General features: G+C 69.3%; 17 protein-coding genes. 8 read left to right on the forward strand and 9 right to left on the reverse strand.

Annotation, left to right across the window (positions count from 1 at the left end):
- Nucleotides 1-78: 78 nt before the first annotated feature.
- The 5 genes from ACGFYU_RS22885 to ACGFYU_RS22905 form a co-directional block, all read right to left on the reverse strand.
- Nucleotides 79-612, reverse strand: a complete 534-nt coding sequence (locus ACGFYU_RS22885; protein WP_393829158.1) for a hypothetical protein — start codon at nt 610-612, stop codon at nt 79-81.
- On the reverse strand, nt 609-1,118 hold the full coding sequence (locus ACGFYU_RS22890; RefSeq protein ID WP_393829159.1) for a hypothetical protein: 510 nt from the start codon (nt 1,116-1,118) through the stop codon (nt 609-611). Before ACGFYU_RS22890 ends, ACGFYU_RS22885 begins: the two co-directional genes overlap by 4 nt.
- A complete protein-coding gene (locus tag ACGFYU_RS22895; RefSeq protein ID WP_393829160.1) occupies nt 1,118-3,112 on the reverse strand; it encodes a hypothetical protein in 1,995 nt (664 codons plus the stop codon). The genes ACGFYU_RS22890 and ACGFYU_RS22895 overlap by 1 nt, the downstream gene beginning before the upstream one ends.
- 68 nt (nt 3,113-3,180) lie before the next feature.
- The gene (locus tag ACGFYU_RS22900) at nt 3,181-3,501 is read right to left on the reverse strand and encodes a hypothetical protein (protein ID WP_393829161.1); all 321 of its coding nucleotides are present in this window, start codon (nt 3,499-3,501) and stop codon (nt 3,181-3,183) included.
- A gap of 229 nt (nt 3,502-3,730) precedes the next feature.
- A complete protein-coding gene (locus ACGFYU_RS22905) occupies nt 3,731-4,318 on the reverse strand; it encodes a TetR/AcrR family transcriptional regulator (protein WP_393829162.1) in 588 nt (195 codons plus the stop codon).
- Nucleotides 4,319-4,440: 122 nt separating this feature from the next.
- Between ACGFYU_RS22905 and ACGFYU_RS22910 the strand changes: the two genes are divergently transcribed.
- The 4 genes from ACGFYU_RS22910 to ACGFYU_RS22925 all read left to right on the forward strand — a co-directional run bounded on the left by ACGFYU_RS22910 (nt 4,441) and on the right by ACGFYU_RS22925 (nt 8,290).
- Nucleotides 4,441-6,042 carry an MDR family MFS transporter gene (locus ACGFYU_RS22910; RefSeq protein WP_393829163.1) on the forward strand — a complete coding sequence of 534 codons (1,602 nt, stop codon included), beginning with the start codon at nt 4,441-4,443 and terminating at the stop codon, nt 6,040-6,042.
- A 259-nt stretch (nt 6,043-6,301) separates the two neighbouring features.
- Nucleotides 6,302-7,129, forward strand: a complete 828-nt coding sequence (locus ACGFYU_RS22915) for a polysaccharide deacetylase family protein (RefSeq protein WP_393829164.1) — start codon at nt 6,302-6,304, stop codon at nt 7,127-7,129.
- Between the two features lie 114 nt (nt 7,130-7,243).
- Nucleotides 7,244-7,573, forward strand: a complete 330-nt coding sequence (locus ACGFYU_RS22920) for a nuclear transport factor 2 family protein (RefSeq protein WP_393829165.1) — start codon at nt 7,244-7,246, stop codon at nt 7,571-7,573.
- A gap of 90 nt (nt 7,574-7,663) precedes the next feature.
- The gene (locus tag ACGFYU_RS22925; RefSeq protein WP_393829166.1) at nt 7,664-8,290 is read left to right on the forward strand and encodes a hypothetical protein; all 627 of its coding nucleotides are present in this window, start codon (nt 7,664-7,666) and stop codon (nt 8,288-8,290) included.
- A gap of 162 nt (nt 8,291-8,452) precedes the next feature.
- Here the strand turns inward: ACGFYU_RS22925 and ACGFYU_RS22930 are convergent, their stop codons facing one another.
- The 3 genes from ACGFYU_RS22930 to ACGFYU_RS22940 all read right to left on the reverse strand — a co-directional run bounded on the left by ACGFYU_RS22930 (nt 8,453) and on the right by ACGFYU_RS22940 (nt 11,047).
- Nucleotides 8,453-9,685 carry an extracellular solute-binding protein gene (locus ACGFYU_RS22930; protein WP_393829207.1) on the reverse strand — a complete coding sequence of 411 codons (1,233 nt, stop codon included), beginning with the start codon at nt 9,683-9,685 and terminating at the stop codon, nt 8,453-8,455.
- 316 nt (nt 9,686-10,001) lie between these two features.
- Complete coding sequence (locus tag ACGFYU_RS22935) at nt 10,002-10,619, reverse strand: SMI1/KNR4 family protein (protein ID WP_393829167.1); 618 nt, start codon at nt 10,617-10,619, stop codon at nt 10,002-10,004.
- A 59-nt stretch (nt 10,620-10,678) separates the two neighbouring features.
- Complete coding sequence (locus tag ACGFYU_RS22940) at nt 10,679-11,047, reverse strand: DUF192 domain-containing protein (protein WP_393829168.1); 369 nt, start codon at nt 11,045-11,047, stop codon at nt 10,679-10,681.
- Between the two features lie 82 nt (nt 11,048-11,129).
- On the opposite strand from ACGFYU_RS22940, the gene ACGFYU_RS22945 reads away from it, so the two are divergent.
- Nucleotides 11,130-11,894: a prepilin peptidase gene (locus tag ACGFYU_RS22945; protein WP_393829169.1), complete on the forward strand. Its 765-nt coding sequence runs from the start codon at nt 11,130-11,132 to the stop codon at nt 11,892-11,894.
- A 131-nt stretch (nt 11,895-12,025) separates the two neighbouring features.
- Here ACGFYU_RS22945 and mgrA read toward each other — a convergent pair whose 3' ends face one another.
- A complete protein-coding gene (gene mgrA / locus ACGFYU_RS22950) occupies nt 12,026-13,072 on the reverse strand; it encodes an L-glyceraldehyde 3-phosphate reductase (protein WP_393829170.1) in 1,047 nt (348 codons plus the stop codon).
- A gap of 128 nt (nt 13,073-13,200) precedes the next feature.
- On the opposite strand from mgrA, the gene ACGFYU_RS22955 reads away from it, so the two are divergent.
- From ACGFYU_RS22955 to ACGFYU_RS22965, 3 genes are all read left to right on the forward strand, one after another.
- Complete coding sequence (locus ACGFYU_RS22955) at nt 13,201-13,962, forward strand: isoprenyl transferase (protein ID WP_393829171.1); 762 nt, start codon at nt 13,201-13,203, stop codon at nt 13,960-13,962.
- A 323-nt stretch (nt 13,963-14,285) separates the two neighbouring features.
- Nucleotides 14,286-15,602 (forward strand): PhoH family protein, encoded by a 1,317-nt coding sequence (locus ACGFYU_RS22960; RefSeq protein WP_393829172.1) that lies wholly within the window; start codon nt 14,286-14,288, stop codon nt 15,600-15,602.
- A gap of 422 nt (nt 15,603-16,024) precedes the next feature.
- On the forward strand, nt 16,025-16,726 hold the full coding sequence (locus tag ACGFYU_RS22965) for a transglycosylase SLT domain-containing protein (RefSeq protein ID WP_393829173.1): 702 nt from the start codon (nt 16,025-16,027) through the stop codon (nt 16,724-16,726).
- Nucleotides 16,727-16,739 lie beyond the last annotated feature (13 nt).

The raw sequence follows: 16,739 nt of genomic DNA on the forward strand, positions 1-16,739 counted from the left end.
GTCCCGGGTCCCGTCCCGGTCCGGGTGGCCTTCCGACGGCGGCACCGGACCCGGACACGGGTCGGTGCCGCCGTCGGGTCACGAGGTGCAGCCGGCTGCCTTCTGGGCGGCCGGGAGGTAGGCGGCGATGAAGCGGGCGAGGTCCTCGCGGCGCTTGTCCACGTCGGTCGGAGCCTTCTGCACCCAGATCTCCACCACGTACCGGCGCGGCTCACCCTTGTACGTGCACGCGCTGTACGCCATCGCCCCGCCGTCCGCGATCCGCGCGTCGGTGCCGATGTCCGCCTTCCGGGGATTCCCGGCGCCCAGCAGGCTATGGCTCTTGACCTGCAGAGGGTCCAGATCGGCGGCCACCAGGCTTGCCTGGAACGTCAGCTCGCGGCGCTTGTCGACTTCCATCCCGCAACTGGTGATGTCTCCACCGCGCTCACGGGTGTCGCCCTGCTTGAACGAATCACCCGGCGGGAGCAGCGGTTTCAGCAGAGCGGCCTGCACTTCGACGCCGCACACGTCGCCGGGTACCGCGTAGTCCTGGCTTTGCGCGCACCCTGCCACACCGGCCCCCAGCAAGAGCACGGCGGCGGCCAGGGCAGTGGCACGGCGGCCGCTCACGAGGCGCACCCGGCGGCCTTCTTGGCGGCCGGGAAGTATGCCTCCATGAACCGGGTGAGGGCGTCGCGGCGCTTCGGCAGGTCCGAGGCGAGCGTAAACGGGTATGCCTGGACCACGAACTTGCGGGGCTCAGCCCGGTAGGTGCACGTGGCCACGGCGATGGCCATCGCATCACCGACGCGGGCGTCGTCGCCCACCTGGATCTTCGCCGGGTGCACCAGCTCCCAGGCTTTGGTCTCGACCGGGTTGTTGTCCACGGACGTGACGTAGCTCTCCACGGACAGGACCCCGCGCTCGTCCACGCGCACGCGGCACCGTGATGTGTCGGCATTGGAATTGGCCGTCGTCTGGTCCAGCTTCTTTCCTCGGGGAAGGAGCGGCGCGAGTGCGGAGCCGTCGACGGCCACTCCGCAGACGTCGTCGGGGACCGCGTACTGAGCAGGTGCGGAGCACGCCATGACCAGGCCAGCCAGGAGGACCGAGACGGTCGCCGTGCCGCGCCGCATCACTGGTCGCCTGCCAGTGCGGCCGCCCGGTCGTTGCCGTCGAAGGCTGCCCCGTTGATCTCGTCCGTCAATACGTAGCGATTGTTGCCGGCGTTGGGGTTGGCTTTGGCCCACTCGTCGGCGAGCGCCTGCAACTGGTGCTCCCGGACGGTGAATGTCTTGCCGTTCTCGCGCGAGATCTCGGCGTTGATCCGGGCTTGCTCGTCCAACTGCCATTGGTAGGCGAGCGCGTCGACACCGCGCTGGGCGGCGTCGCCGACGACCGGGATGAAGTTCGCGGCGCCGCCGAAGCCGTGGTAGAGCCACTTGGCATCCCAGGACGGGTCTTCCTTGTCCGTCTTGAGTGCTTGATAGCGGGCTTCCTCCAGGAACCCCACCGTGGCGCCCGCACGGAGCAGCGTCTCCTTGGGGTCGCTCGGGCGGTCGTTGTGGATGTCGCGCAACATTTCCTGGTTCATACCGTCATTGAGGATTCCGTAGGCGGTCTGATCGCGGGAGACCTGTTTGCTGACCTCGATGAGCTCCTTGCGGTCCAGCAGCCGGGGATCGTTCTCGTCGTCCGCATGCGCGCTGGCCGTGTGATGCACCACGTCGCCATGATTGACCAGAATCTTGGCCATGTCGTCGCGCATTTCGGAGGGGAAGTCATCACCCCGCGCGGAGAGGTACTGCAGCGAGCGGTCGAGGACCTGGCGGTGCTCGGGAGTGTGATCGACAGGCCGGGCCGTCGGGTCGTTCGGGTTGACGCCCGTGGCGGCGGAGACCAGGGCGGCGCCGGTGGCCTCGCGCGCCGTGTTGCCGTCCTTGCCGTTCAGGGGGGTGTCGTCGAAGGTCTGCCGGTCGCCCAGGACGTACTGGGCGTTGTCGGTGGGCTGGGTCGCGTTGAAGAACTCGGTCGCGGCGTTCGGGCTGGCGGCGAGGGCCGTCATGAAGCCGGTCATGGGGTCGCGGCCGAAGTCCTCGCCGATGAAGTTCATCTTCGGGACCGGCGGAACGCCGCCGTTCCAGTAGTTGGCCGGGAGCTTCATCTTCTTCTCGGTGGCGACGAGCGCGTTGCCGTAGTCGTTCAGGAAACGGTTGTCCCAGTCCCCGTTGCGCATGAGGTTGCTCATCACCTGGTAGCCGTAGACCTGGCTGCCGCGGGTCTGGATCCGCTCCTCGCCCAGCTTGACCATGTCGTTCTCCCAGGTCCGCATCGCCGGGCTGTCGGACTGGGTGGCGCCGGCCAGCGTGAGGGAGAGGTTGCGCTGGAAGTCGCCGAGCTGGTCGTGGCGGGAGCGCTGCAGCGTGCCGCCGTCGGACGGATCGGCCAGGTCCGCCCAGAAGTCGAGCAGGCCGCGCGGACCGATGGTGGTGGCGAGCTTCTCCTGGAAGAGCCGGTCGTCCTTGTACTTGGCCAGGTCGGAGTTGAGCTTGTCGAACTCCTCGGGGGACATGTCGTCGCCCTTGGTCTTGAGGAGCTTCGCGATCCGGTCGGCGTCCTTCATGGCGTCCGCGGCGCGGTCGCGGTCGTAGTAGGCGGCGTCGGAGAAGCCGTACGGGGTCTGGCCGACCAGCATCGTCAGGGCCTGCGCCGCCGTCGTGTCGCTCTCGGTCGCACCCTCCAGGATCCGCTGCACCTCGTCCCGCAGGGCGGTCGCGTCGGCCTCGGTGTGCTCGGGCACCGAGGTGCCCTTGGCGGCGCGGTCGGGGTGGATGTTCATCGTGACGGTGAAGCCGCCGTTACCCGTGCCCACCACCGTGAGGTTCTTCTCCAGCCCGCGCCGGATGGCCTCGTTCAGCCGGGCCTTGTAGTCGACCAGCTCGCTGTGGGTGTCACGCAGGATGTTCCCGATGCTGGTCGCCTCGGTCGCGGCGTCGGCGAACTCCTTGGCGGTCTTGCCGATGAACTCCCGGGTCACGGTGGCGTTCACGCCCGCCCAGTTGGCCTTCGCGGCCTTCCCGCCGAGGTCACCGCGGGCATCGTGTTCGAGCTCCCACAGTTTCGTCGCCATGGCGGTCCAGTCGCCCACGGCTGTCGAAAGTTTCGAGAAATCTGCGAATCGCAGAGCGTCCAAGTCCATCAGCGCTGCGCCCCTTCCTCGAAGCCGGCGTTCAGCTGGGCGAACTTGAACTGCGTCACCAGCCACGTCTCGTCACCGGCGTGCGCGTTCTTCGTGTAGTCGAGGTGGTTGGAGATGTGGGCGCAGGCATCCAGCAGCGTGCCGACCTGGTCGTGCCACTTGTCGGCCACGGTCGACAGCGCGCCGCCCAGGGCGAAGTCCTTCTTCAAGGAGCCCGCCGCCTCGTGCGTACTCGCCTTGGCGTGGTCCCCGTCCGTGCTCAGCCGCTGCCGGAGCTTGAACGCGGCGTCGCCGATGGCCGCCAGGTCCTGGTGGTCCATCTCCAAGTCGCCCTGGGGGCCCGGCCCTCCTCCGCCACCCGGCTCAAGCTGGTTGAGCCGCATCGCCGTCTGCCGATCGGACGCTGCCGACCTCAGCTCTGCCCATTCTTTGTCGAAAGACACCAGACCCCCTTGAATTGGTCGTCCAGACGTTCCAAGGGTCAGGCTACGTTCAGGCGGTGGGCCCGGACCGGCGGGGTCCGGACCGGCGGGGCCCGGACCGGCGGGGTCAGGGCTCCTGGTGGTGGGCCTGGGTGATGAGGTCCGTCGCGACCTCCAGGGCCGCCAGGCGGGTCTCCTCCGGGTCGCCCTCCACGTGCTGGAGGAACATCATCCCCGCGTGCAGCGTGAACAGGGCGCTGACGCAGCGCACTTGGTCCGTCAGCGGACCCTCCTCCGTGCGCAGCAACTCCACCAGCCGGAAGAGCCGCTTCTTCATGGTCTCGCCGATGCTCAGGTCACGCACCGTCGCCTGGTTCTCCTGCATGAAGCGGTACAGCGGGGCGCCCGCCGCCATCGCCTCGCTGTAGCGGCGCAGCACCTCCCGCTTGGTCTCCAGGGTGCGCGGCGTGGGCTGGCTCTCGGCCCACGCGATCAGCTCGTCGATCGGGCGCGTCGTGTCCTCGAAGACGCTGATGATGATGTCTTCCTTGGTCTTGAAGTGGTAGTACAGCGCCGCCTTCGTGACCTCCAGTCGCTCCGCGATCTCGCGCAGCGACGTCTTCTCGTACCCCTGCTCTGCGAAGAGCTCCAGTGCGACGTCCTGGATCCGCTGCCGCGTGTTGCCGCGGCGCTGCTGCGGACTGCTGCTGGACATGGCTCTCCCCAAAATTACTTACTTGACGCCCGGCTAGTTACGGGTCTACCGTCCCCATTGTAGTGAACTAGCCGGGCGGCAAGTAAGTGCCGGTGTGCTGAAGAAGTACCAGGGGAGTGGACATGGGCGAGACAGTCAAGACGGCGGACACCTCGGAGGAGGTGAAGCCGCGCAGCGTGCGCGTGGTGCTCATGGCACTCATGATCGCGATGCTGCTGGCCATGCTCGACAACATGATCATCGGGACCGCGATGCCGACCATCGTCGGCGAGCTCGGCGGCCTGGAGCACCTCTCCTGGGTGGTCACCGCCTACACGCTGGCCACCGCGGCCTCCACCCCCATCTGGGGGAAGATCGGCGACATGTACGGGCGGAAGGGCTCCTTCCTCACCTCGATCGTCATCTTCCTGATCGGCTCCGCGCTCAGCGGCATGGCCCAGGACATGGGCCAGCTGATCGGCTTCCGCGCGATCCAGGGCCTCGGCGCCGGCGGTCTGATGGTCGGCGTCATGGCGATCATCGGCGACCTCATCCCGCCCCGCGAACGCGGCAAGTACCAGGGAATGATGGCCGGCGTGATGGCCCTCGCCATGATCGGCGGCCCGCTGGTCGGCGGCACCATCACCGACCACATGGGCTGGCGCTGGTCCTTCTACATCAACCTGCCGCTCGGCGCCGTCGCCCTCGCCATGGTCACCGCCGTCCTGCACCTCCCCAAGAAGGCGGACGGCCACCGGCCGAAGATCGACTACCTCGGCGCGGCCCTGCTGACCGTCGCCATCACCTCCACCGTCCTCGTCACCACCTGGGGCGGCACCGAGTACGCCTGGGGTTCGGGTCAGATCATCGGCCTGATCGTCGTAGGCGTCGTCTCCATCGGCGCGTTCCTCTTCGCCGAGACCAAGGCCGCCGAGCCGGTCATGCCGCTGCACATCTTCCGCAGCCGCAACTTCACCCTCATGTCGGTGATCGGTTTCCTCGTCGGCTTCGCCATGTTCGGCGGCGTGCTCTACCTCCCGCTGTTCCAGCAGTCGGTCCAGGGCGCCTCCGCCACCAACTCCGGCCTGCTGCTCCTGCCCATGCTGCTCTCGATGATGGCCGTCTCGCTGATCGCGGGCCGCATCACCACCAGCAGCGGCAAGTACAAGATCTTCCCGATCGTCGGCGGCGCGCTCATGGTCGTCGGGCTCTTCCTGCTCGCGACGATGGACACCGGCACCTCGCGCCTGGTCTCCGGCGTGTACATGGCCGTCCTCGGCGCCGGTCTCGGCTTCCTCATGCAGATCACCATGCTGGTCGCGCAGAACAGCGTCGACATGAAGGACATGGGCGTCGCGTCCTCCTCGGCGACCCTCTTCCGTACGCTCGGCGGCTCCTTCGGCGTGGCCCTGATGGGCTCCCTCTTCACCAGCCAGGTCACGCACACCATGTCCGAGCGCCTGGGCCCGCAGGCCGCGAACGCCGCCGGCTCCGCCCAGCTGGACGCGGCGAGCCTGGCCAAGCTGCCGGAGGTCGTGCGCGAGGCCTACCAGCACGCGGTGGCCGCCGGTACGCACTCCGCGTTCCTGCTCGGTGCGGGCGTGGCCGTACTGGGCTTCCTGGCGGCCCTGTTCGTCAAGGAGGTCCCGCTCCGGGGCGCGGGTCCGGCCCCGGCCGGCGGCGCGGACGGCACGGACAAGGGGCAGGCCGCCGCCCCGGCCCCGCAGGAGTCCCTCGCGCACTGACCTGAACGGTCGCCGCACTCGGCCCGGCTTCAGGGGATGAACGGATCCCCCGGAGCCGGGCCTTGTCGTAGGCGGAGGCCGCGGAGCTCGGGGAGGCGAATCGTTTCGGCGTGGTTCCACCTGGGCGGGAATTCGGGACGATCAAGGACCAAGGTCCCATTACGCGGAATTTAGGGGGCAATTGGCTGGAACCCCCCGATGGTGCCGCACGTCTTGATCCGCGGAACGCTCACAAGGCGGATGGGGAGTGGACGCCCGCATGAAGACGCAGACGCAGACGAACAAGGCGCGTACGAAGAAGCAGCGCATCGGGGCCCGGATAGCCGTCGCGGCATCGGCCGCGGCGGTGGCGGCGACCGTGTGGGGAGTGGCGACGCTCGTCGACTCCGGACACGGCGCCCCGCGCCAGAACGTGTCCCGGCAGAGGGAAGCCGAGGGGAGCGGCGGCAACCAGGCTCCCGAGCAGGCCCCGCGGATACCCCAGGGCATAGCCCACGCCTCCGAGAGCGGCGGCAACGCCGTCAACATCACCATCGACGACGGCCCCGACCCCCGATGGACCCCGCAGGTGCTCGACGTCCTCGCGAAGTACGACGCGAAGGCGACCTTCTGCATGATCGGGCCGCAGGCCAAGGCCCACCCCGATCTCGTCAAGAAGGTGGTCGCGGCCGGCCACCGGCTCTGCGACCACACCATGGACCACGACACGTCCATGGACAAGAAGCCCGTCGCCTACCAGGAGCAGCAGATCCTGGACGCGAAGCGGCTGATCGAGGAGGCCGCGGGCGGCGGCGCGAAGGTCGAGTACTACCGCGCCCCCGGCGGCGCGTTCACCCCCGACAGCAGGCGGATCGCCGCCGCGAACGGGATGCGTCCCCTCGGCTGGAACGTCGACACCAAGGACTTCGGCAAGCCGGGCGTCGCCGCGATCGTGGCCGCCGTGAAGAACGAGATCGGCAACGGCCCGACGGTCCTCTTCCACGACGGCGGCGGCAACCGCTCCCAGACCGTCGAAGCCCTCGACCAGGTGCTGGCCTGGCTCAAGGAGCAGGGCCGGCTGACCGGCTTCCCGGTCCGCACCTCCTGACACGCCGTCCGGCGGCGAACGGGTGAGGGTCGACGACGCGACCGGGCGCCGGGTGTTCCCTGGTCACGGACGTACGAACGTACGCCCGACGACTCGCCCCACCAGGAGACCCCCGTGACCATCGCCCCCGGCAAACTGTCAGACCCCGTGGTCAGCGCCCTCGTCAGCGCCGTCAACGCGCACGACAAGGAGGCCTTCCTCAAGCTCCTGACCGCCGACGCGACCATGTCCGACGACGGCTCCGACCGCGACCTCCAGGAGTGGATCGACAAGGAGATCTTCGACTCCGGCGGCCACATGGACGTCCAGTCCGAGTCCGACGGCGGGCACCGCCTGGTCGCCAACTTCCGCAACGACACCTGGGGCGAGATGCGCACCGCCTGGAAGTTCACCATCGCCCCCGGCGGCGGCAGGATCAGCCGCTTCGAGACCGGCCAGGCCTGATCCGCAAGACGGGCCCCTGCGGTCCTCCCGTACGGGTGAAAGCGGGCCCGGCGTCGTTCCGGCCCGCCGCGGGGCCCCGTTGGACCGGGTATGAAACGCACCCGAATCGCCGTTTTCGCCCTGGCCACCTCCGCGGCCGTCCTCGCCCCCGCCCTGGTCCAGCCGGCCACCGCCGCGCAGGGGTCGGCGTACCTCCAGGACCCGGCCGGCGGCGAGAAGTCCATGAAGTCGATGTGGACCGATGACAAGAACCACAAGGTGGAGGCTCAGTTCCGCTTCCACACCGGGGTCCAGTACGAGACGGTCACCCGCCCCGGCCCCTCGGCCGCGCCGGACTACGAGCGGAAGGTCCCCGACCCCGAGACCCTGGCGTGGGAGCCCTCGTACGAGTTCGCCTGGGCGGTGTCGGACTCGACGGTGGTGAAGCAGGCGCTGACGGTCAAGGAGGGCGAGCACCCGATCGTCGTCCACGCGGTACTGCGCACCGCGAAGGGCGCGAAGGCGGGGGAGGTGCGCCAGGAACTCGCCGGCCAGAAGCCGACGGGGCGCAAGCAGGTCGCGGGCGGCAAGCGCATCGCGTGTGACACCGGACAGTACACGGTGGAGTGGTCGGTCACCCGCTCCGGCTACGGGACGCTCACCGGCACCCTGGGCTGGGACTCCAGCTGCGAGCAGTACCGCACGGCGTTCGCCTCGGACCAGGGGAAGACCCGCTAGGCCGGGCAGGACAACGGAGTTGAGGAGGCCTGTCGCCCCGCGCACCTTGTGAGTGCTCGGCGGGCGACTGGGCCGACGGCCTTGGATCAAGAGCCGTAGTGGCCATTGTGCCGCACGGGGTGGCCTGCGGCAGGGGGCGAAGGTCCCGTGTCACGGGGGACTTCAGTGCTTCTTGGACGCCTCGTTCGCCTTGGAGGCGATGTCCTCCAGGACGGTCCTCGGGTCGCCGCCCGGCTCCACGGCGCGTCCGATGTTGCGCTTGATCGTGTCGCTGACGGTCACCCAGGACGGGTCGTTGACCGGGTAGAGCTGGGCGCCGCGCAGCGCGGTCAGGAACTGCTCGTCGTTCTTGTCGATGCCGCCGCCCGACGGGGTGCGCGAGGCGGAGACGGTGGACGGCAGCAGGTGGTAGCGGCCGGCGAAGTCCGTCAGGTTCTTGTCCTGGTAGACGAAGTCGAGGAACTTCCCGATCTCGGCGCGCTTGCCGTTCTGCTTGAAGGCCATCATCCAGTCGGCCACGCCCACGGCCGGCGGGTTCTCCCCGGCGCCGAGGGTGTCCGAGACCGGCATCGAGACGGCGCGGACGTCGATGCCCTTGGCGCGCGCCTCGTGCAGGAGCGAGGGATAGCCGTTGACCATGCCGACCTCGCCCTTCAGGAACGCGGCGAAGGCGTCGGCACGGTTCAGCTGGGACGGCGGGGTGGGCCCGACCAGACCCGGGGCGACCAGCTGCTCCTTGACCCACTTCCAGGTCAGGACGTTCTGGTCGGAGGCCAGGCTGTAGTTGCCGCTGCTGTCGGCGTAGCCGCCGCCGTTGCTCAGCTCCCAGATCATCGCCTCGGCGTGGGCCTCCTCCGGGCCCAGGGGCAGGGCGTACGGGTAGTTCACGCCCTTCGCCTTGAGCGCCTGGGCGTCGGCCTTCAGGTCGGGCCAGGTCTTGGGCGCGTCCTTGATGCCGGCCTTGTCGAAGAGGGCCTTGTTGTAGAAGAGGAGGCGGCTGCTCGCCACCCAGGGCAGGCCGTAGAGGGTGTTGCCGACGGAACCGGCCTCGGCGAGCGGCGCGAGGAAGTTCGCCTCGGCGCTGATGGAGAGGAGTTCCTCGGCGGAATAGAGCTTGCCCTGTGCCGCGAAGTCCGAGTAGGAGCCCATGAGGGCGATGTCCGGCGCCTTGCCGGCCTTGACCATACGGGAGACCTCGCGGTCGATGTCGGCCCACGGCAGGAGCTTGACCTCGACCTTGATACCGGGGTGGGCGGCGGTGAAATCCCGGGTCACCTTGTCCCAGAAAGCCTTTGAACTGGTGGCCGGAGTGTCGCCGTATTCGGCGGCCACGAGGTGCAGCGTGCCGCTGCCACCCGCGCCGTCGTCGGAGCCGCCGCAACCGGTCAGAGGCATCAGCAGACCGAGCACGACCGTGGTGGCGGACGTGCGGAAGATTCTTCGTCGCACGGGTGGATTCCCCTGAATTTCTTTGGATCCCGTTATTACTTATGAGTTACTCCGGGCAGGGGTGTCCCTCCGTGGCCCGTTGGCCGGAATTCTCTCCTGGCGAGGGGCGGTTGGTTCCATTGGGGGCGCACTTGTGGGCAATACTCCAACGCGGGCTTTTCCGGTTGGTGTTTTCCGATATGAGATCAACAATTATGACGCGCGTAGACATGCCGAAACGCCCGTTTCCGGTCGGGGAACGGGTTGTTCGGGGGTCGTGGGATCAGTCGGAGAATTCGCCCGCGTACGGGTCGGGCTCGCCCGTCTCGGGGTTGCGGCCCTCCTGCCAACGGCGCTGGGCCTTGCGCCAGTGCACGAAGCTGAGGTGGCCGCCGTCCCAGAAGGTGATGCTGACGGGGCTCACGTCGAACTCGTCGGAGCAGAGCCGGTAGAGGAATTCGGCCATGCCGTACGGGTACACGGCGAAGGAGTCGGCCGTGTGCCGGCCGCACACCAGGACCGGCCAGCGGTCCGGGTCGGCGTCGGAGGTGAGCCAGCACAGGATGTCGGAGCCGCCGGTGACCCCCCAGGCGATGATGGCCTCCGGGTCCACGTCGAAGGCGGCCCGGCCGCCCTCGGCCTCCCAGACCTGGCGGGCGTTGTCCGTCTCCTCCGCCATCTCGGCGGGGTCCCACTGGAGGCCGGGCTTGGGGAGCGGGAGCAGGATGCTGGCCTCACCGTTGATGGAACCGGCGCCGAAGCGGCCCATGAAGGCGACGAAGTCGGCCGGGAAGCGGGTGCCCCAGGCGGCCTCCGCCGCCTGCCAGTCGATGTCCTCGTCGGCGCCGTGCGTCGCCGGCATGATCTGCTCCAGCGCCTTGATGTGCGCGTTCTCCGTCATGCCGCTCCCCTGACACCCCAGCTCAACCGCCCCAACCTACCGCCGGGGAGGGGAGCCGCCTAGCCGGGCGTGAGACGCCCCGGTACGTCCACGTTCACGGTGCTACCGGGGCGCAGACCCCAGGCGGCCATGGCGCCGGCCTCGGCCTCCAGGACGTGCCGGGAGCGGAGGCGGGGGCGGGAGAGGCGGTTCGGGGGCATGGTGACGATGTCCAGGACGCGGAGGTTCCGGTCCAGGTAGGCGACGTCGATCGCGAACCGCATCCGGAAGGTGTGCACGCTTGCGGCGGGCGTGAGGAGCATGGCGCCGGTGATCCCGGCCCGGCCGAGCAGGCCGCGCGTGCGGGCCCGGTAGGAGGCGGCGACCTCCAGGGCTACGCGCTGCGCGCCGACTTGGAGGGTGCCTTCACCGTCCTGCCATTTCCCCATGGGGGCCACCTTAGGGCTCGGGCGCACCGCTGCCGGGGCGGAGCCCCGGGTCTTTGAGCCGCACCGGCTGTACCGTCGCGGGGTGGGCGTTGTCCTGATCGTTCTTGCCGCCGGGTACGGGGCCGTAGGGGGGTGGTTGATCCCGCGGGCCCTGTACCGGTTCTCCGTGCAGCCGGACGAGGGCTGGCGGGAGTACTGCCCCGAGGGGCACCGGCTGGCCGGCTGGCTCGGGCCGGCCCGTTGCCGGGACGGCGTGCGGGCCGCCGCGGGCCCGGCGCCGGAGCAGGCCGCGACTCCGCATGGGTATGGAGGGCCCGTCGCCGGGGTCTGCGCGGCCAGCGCAGCGGTGTGCGCAGGGCTCGGCGTCGCCGTCGGGGGGCGGCCCGAAGCGGTGGTGTTCGTCGGGCTCGCGCCCGCGCTCGTGCTGCTCGTGCTCGTCGACCGCGCCGTGCACCGGCTGCCCGACCCGCTCACCCTCCCGCTCGCCGCCGCGGCCGCCGCCGCGCTCGGCGGCGCCGCCCTCGTGCCCGGCGCCGCCGGGTCCTGGCGGCTGGCCCTGCTCGGCGGGGGAGCGCTCGGGGCCTCGTACCTCTTCCTGCACCTCGTCAACCCCGCCGGGCTCGGCCTCGGCGACGTCAAGCTGGCGCTCTCGCTCGGGGTCGCTCTTGGGTGGTACGGGTGGGGGGTATGGGCCGCCGGGGCCTTCCTCGGCTTCCTCTACGGGTCCCTGTACGGGCTTTCCCTTGTGCTGCGCGGCTCCGCGAGCCGGAAGGAGGCCTTCGCCTTCGGGCCCTTCATGGCCGCCGGCGCGCTCACCGGAGTGCTCCTGGGCGGCTTCGGAGCGTAATCGTGTCGCGCCAATGCACGCAGCACGCTTTACGAAGGGTTATGGTGGAACCCCCCCCTCGGGCCGGTCCGTATCCCCCCCACGGACCGGCCCGTTTTTCGTTTCCACCACCCCGCCGGCGTTCCCGCAGGTCAGCCCCGCCGGCTCCGCTGGGCCCAGATGTTGGTGCCGGGGGTGGACACCGCGAAGGAGTCGATCTCCTTCAGCTCCTCCTCCGAGAGCGGGGCCCCGGCCAGCGCGGCCACGTTCTCCTCCAGCTGCCGCACGCTCGACGCGCCGATCAGCGCGGACGTCATCCGGTCGTCCCGAAGCACCCAGTTCAGCGCGAGCTGGGCCAGCGACTGGCCGCGCCGGGCCGCGATCTCGTTCAGGCCGGTGAGGCGGCGGAGCACGTCCTCCGAGAGCAGCGCGGGGTTCAGTGACTTGCCCGCGGCGGCACGCGAGTCCTCCGGGATGCCCTGGAGGTACTTGCCGGTCAGCAGCCCCTGCGCGAGCGGCGCGAAGGAGATGCAGCCCATGCCGACCTCGTCCAGGGTGTCGAGCAGCGCCTCCTCCTCCGTCCAGCGGTTGATCATGGAGTACGAGGGCTGGTGGATCAGCGGGCGCACGTCCATCTCCCGCAGGATCCGCACCGCCTCCACCGTCTGCTCCGCCGTGTAGGAGGAGATGCCGACGTACAGCGCCTTGCCCTGCTGGACCGCGGACGCGAGGGCGCCCATGGTCTCCTCCAGCGGGGTCTCCGGGTCGAAGCGGTGCGAGTAGAAGATGTCCACGTAGTCCACGCCCATCCGCTTCAGCGAGGCGTCGAGCGAGCTGAGCAGGTACTTGCGGCTGCCCCACTCTCCGTAGGGCCCCGGGTGCATCAGGTAGCCGGCCTTGGTGGAGAGGATCAGCTCGTCGCGGTAGGACGTGAAGTCCTGCGAAAAGATCTTGCCGAAGTTGAGCTCGGCCGAGCCGGGCGGCGGACCGTAGTTGTTCGCCAGGTCGAAGTGGGTGATGCCCAGGTCGAAGGCCCGGCGCAGGATCGCCCGCTGGGACGCCAGGGACTTGTCGTCACCGAAGTTGTGCCAGAGGCCGAGGGAGATGGCGGGGAGCTTGAGGCCGCTGTGGCCCGTGCGCCGGTACTCCATGGAGTCGTAGCGCGAGGGCTCTGCCCGATAGGGATTGGTATCAGTCACGATGTCCTCCCTATCACGGAGTTGTGACAGACCGAGTTGGGTACCCGATCCCGCCGCGCAGTAATGTGGCCGCCTCGGGGGAGGACCGCATTTCGCACGGGGGCACTGCACGGAGGGGCTGGAAGATCGTGAAGCTGCGCGACCTGGTGTACAGGCTCTACGCACGCCGGGTGGAAGGCCGCCTCGACCATGACGCGTCGCCCAAGCACATCGGCGTCATCCTGGACGGGAACAGGCGCTGGGCGAAGGCGTCCGGAGGCACGACGGAGCAGGGCCACCAGGCCGGGGCCGACAAGATCTCCGAGATGCTCGGCTGGTGCACCGAGACGGACGTCGAGGTCGTCACCCTGTGGATGCTCTCCACCGACAACCTGGACCGGCCCGAGGTAGAGCTCCGCCCGCTGCTCAACATCATCGAGAACACCGTCCGGGGTCTGGCCGCGGACGGCCGCTGGCGCGTCCACCACGTCGGCAACCTGGACATCCTGCCCGCCCGGACCCAGACCGTGCTGAAGGAGGCCGAGCAGGCCACGCACGACATCGACGGGATACTCGTCAATGTCGCCGTCGGCTACGGAGGCCGCCAGGAGATCGCCGACGCGGTCCGCTCGCTGCTGCTGGAGCACGCCCAGAAGGGCACCTCCTTCGAGGAGCTCGCCGAGATCCTCGACATCGACCACATCGCGGAGCACCTCTACACGCGCGGCCAGCCCGACCCGGACCTCGTGATCCGCACCAGCGGCGAGCAGCGGCTGTCCGGATTCATGCTGTGGCAGAGCGCCCACTCCGAGTACTACTTCTGCGAGGTCTTCTGGCCGGCCTTCCGCAAGGTCGACTTCCTCCGGGCCCTGCGCGACTACGCCGCCCGCCACCGGCGCTACGGCACCTGAGGGGCGCCGGGGGGCTTCTGATGCCCCTTCGGCCCCGCCGCCCTCCCCCCTGAACCCTTCACCAGGGTTTCACCGAGCGTCCGTCATATGCCATGGCATGGCCTGGCCTGATCGGGGAATATCCCTTTCAGGTCGATGCCCGATCCACGGGTGTCGAGTCTCAGCGGACGGCATGGGGTCGTCCGCCCGGGAGGCCCTTTGCACCAGGACGCACGTGCGGTTCGCACGGACGACGTGGAGGGCCGGAAATCGGCCCTGGCATGGGTGCCGATGACCGGTCCGGTCTTCATGGCCCGACCTCTTCCGAGGGGGTACGTCCTTCCGTGGTGACCAGCACAAAGCGCCGCCTGCCCGACAGGCGGACCTACGTCCTCGACACCAGCGTCCTGCTGGCAGACCCCAACGCGATCCGCCGCTTCGACGAGCACGAGGTCGTGCTCCCGATCGTCGTGATCACCGAGCTGGAGGCCAAGAGGCACCATCCCGAACTCGGCTACTTCGCGCGCCAGGCCCTGCGCCTGCTCGACGACTTCCGGGTCCGGTACGGACGCCTCGACGCCCCCATCCCGCTGGGCGATCTGGGCGGCACCCTGCGTGTCGAGCTCAACCACTCCGACCCGGGCGTGCTGCCCGCCGGCTTCAGGCTGGGGGACAACGACTCGCGCATCCTCGCGGTCGCCCGCAACCTGCAGGCCGAGGGCTACGACGTCACGGTGGTCTCGAAGGATCTCCCACTGCGCATCAAGGCCTCCTCCGTGGGCCTGCTCGCCGAGGAGTACCGCGCGGAACTCGCCATCACCGACGCCGGCTGGACCGGCATGGGCGAGCTCGCCCTCTCCGGGGAGCAGGTGGACCTCCTCTACTCGGAGGAACGCCTCTACGTCCCGGAGGCCGCCGAACTGCCCGTGCACACCGGACTGGTCCTCCAGTCCGAGCGCGGCAAGGCCCTGGGCCGGGTCACGGCGGACGGCAACGTGAAGCTCGTACGGGGCGACCGCGAGGCCTTCGGGCTGCACGGCCGCAGCGCCGAGCAGCGCATCGCGCTGGACCTCCTCCTCGACCCCGAGATCGGGATCATCTCGATGGGCGGCCGGGCCGGTACCGGAAAGTCGGCCCTGGCGCTGTGCGCGGGCCTGGAGGCGGTGCTGGAGCGGAGGCAGCATCAGAAGGTGATGGTCTTCCGGCCGCTGTACGCGGTGGGCGGCCAGGACCTCGGCTACCTGCCCGGGGACGCGTCCGAGAAGATGAGCCCCTGGGCGCAGGCGGTCTTCGACACCCTCTCGGCGGTCGCCGGGCGCGAGGTCATCGAGGAGGTGCTGGGCCGCGGGATGCTGGAGGTCCTGCCGCTGACGCACATCCGCGGCCGCTCGCTGCACGACGCCTTCGTGATCGTGGACGAGGCGCAGTCCCTGGAGCGGAACGTCCTGCTGACCGTTCTGTCCCGAATCGGTGCCAATTCGAGGGTCGTTCTGACCCACGATGTCGCCCAGCGGGACAACCTGCGGGTCGGCCGGTACGACGGAGTCGTCGCCGTGGTCGAGAAGTTGAAGGGGCACCCCCTCTTCGCCCACGTCACGCTGACCCGGTCCGAGCGCTCCCCGATCGCCGCACTGGTCACCGAGATGCTCGAATCCCTGTAACGCACACGCGAACACAGGGGGCAAAACACCCATAGTGGAAAGCGGAGTTGGCGCCGCCCGGCAAAGGTCCGAGAGCCTAGCCGGGCGGCGTCGTGCTGCACAGCCCTTTGCCGAAATCGACGGCGACATGCCAGGTGTGACCTTTCCCACGCAACGGAGAATTGCCTTGCGGCGTCGCGTTCCGGCAGAGTCTGGTTTCCGTCAGGCCCCGCATACGGAACACGTGTATCTCCCGTGAGGTACAGCAGCACCACAACTCCACAGTCGATTGCCGTATGCCGCCCGGAGCTACACGCGGCAGCCCCCGCAAGGGAGTTGCCCACGGGCCCGCGCCTCCAGTGACCGTAGAAGCACGGAGGCCAGTGTCGAGGGGCACTTTTGCGCCCGCGCGGTCACTGCGGACGCTGCTGGAAGGACATCATGTGAGCCGGATCTCGGTCCGGGGGTTCGCGGTGGCTTCGGCCACGGCGGTCACCACCGTCGGCGCAGTCGTGGGCGTTGCCACTGGCGACCCCTCCTCGAACGATCTCGAGACGACCGCGTCGGGGTCGACTCTCCTCACTGACATCCCGGACGGCGAGCAGGCACAGGTCGCGTCCCTGACGCAGCAGGCCGACGCCATCGTCCACGCCGCCGACGCCGACGCCAAGCGCTCGGCGGAGGAGTCCGCCCGTCTGCAGGCCGCCGAGGACGCCAAGGCCAAGAAGGCGGAAGCGGAGAAGGCGAAGGCGGAAGCCGACGCCAAGGCGAAGAAGGAGCGCGAGGAGAAGGAGCAGGCCGCCAGCCGCTCCGCGACCCGCGACGCCGGCGACTTCGAGGTCCAGGGCTCCTACACGGTCGCCCAGGTCAAGGCCATCGCCCAGCAGATGGTCCCGGCCGGCCAGTTCCAGTGCTTCTCCAACATCATCAACCAGGAATCCACCTGGAACTACAAGGCCGTCAACTCCTCCTCGGGTGCCTACGGTCTCGTCCAGGCGCTCCCGGGCTCGAAGATGGCCTCGGCCGGTGCCGACTGGCGCACCAACCCCGCCACGCAGATCAAGTGGGGCCTGAACTACATGAACGAGCGCTACGGCAGCCCGTGCAGCGCCTGGAGCTTCCACCAGGCCAACGGCTGGTACTAGCAGCGCCCGGCCG

The organism is Streptomyces sp. NPDC048337 (genome assembly GCF_043201175.1).
Lineage (GTDB): Bacteria > Actinomycetota > Actinomycetes > Streptomycetales > Streptomycetaceae > Streptomyces.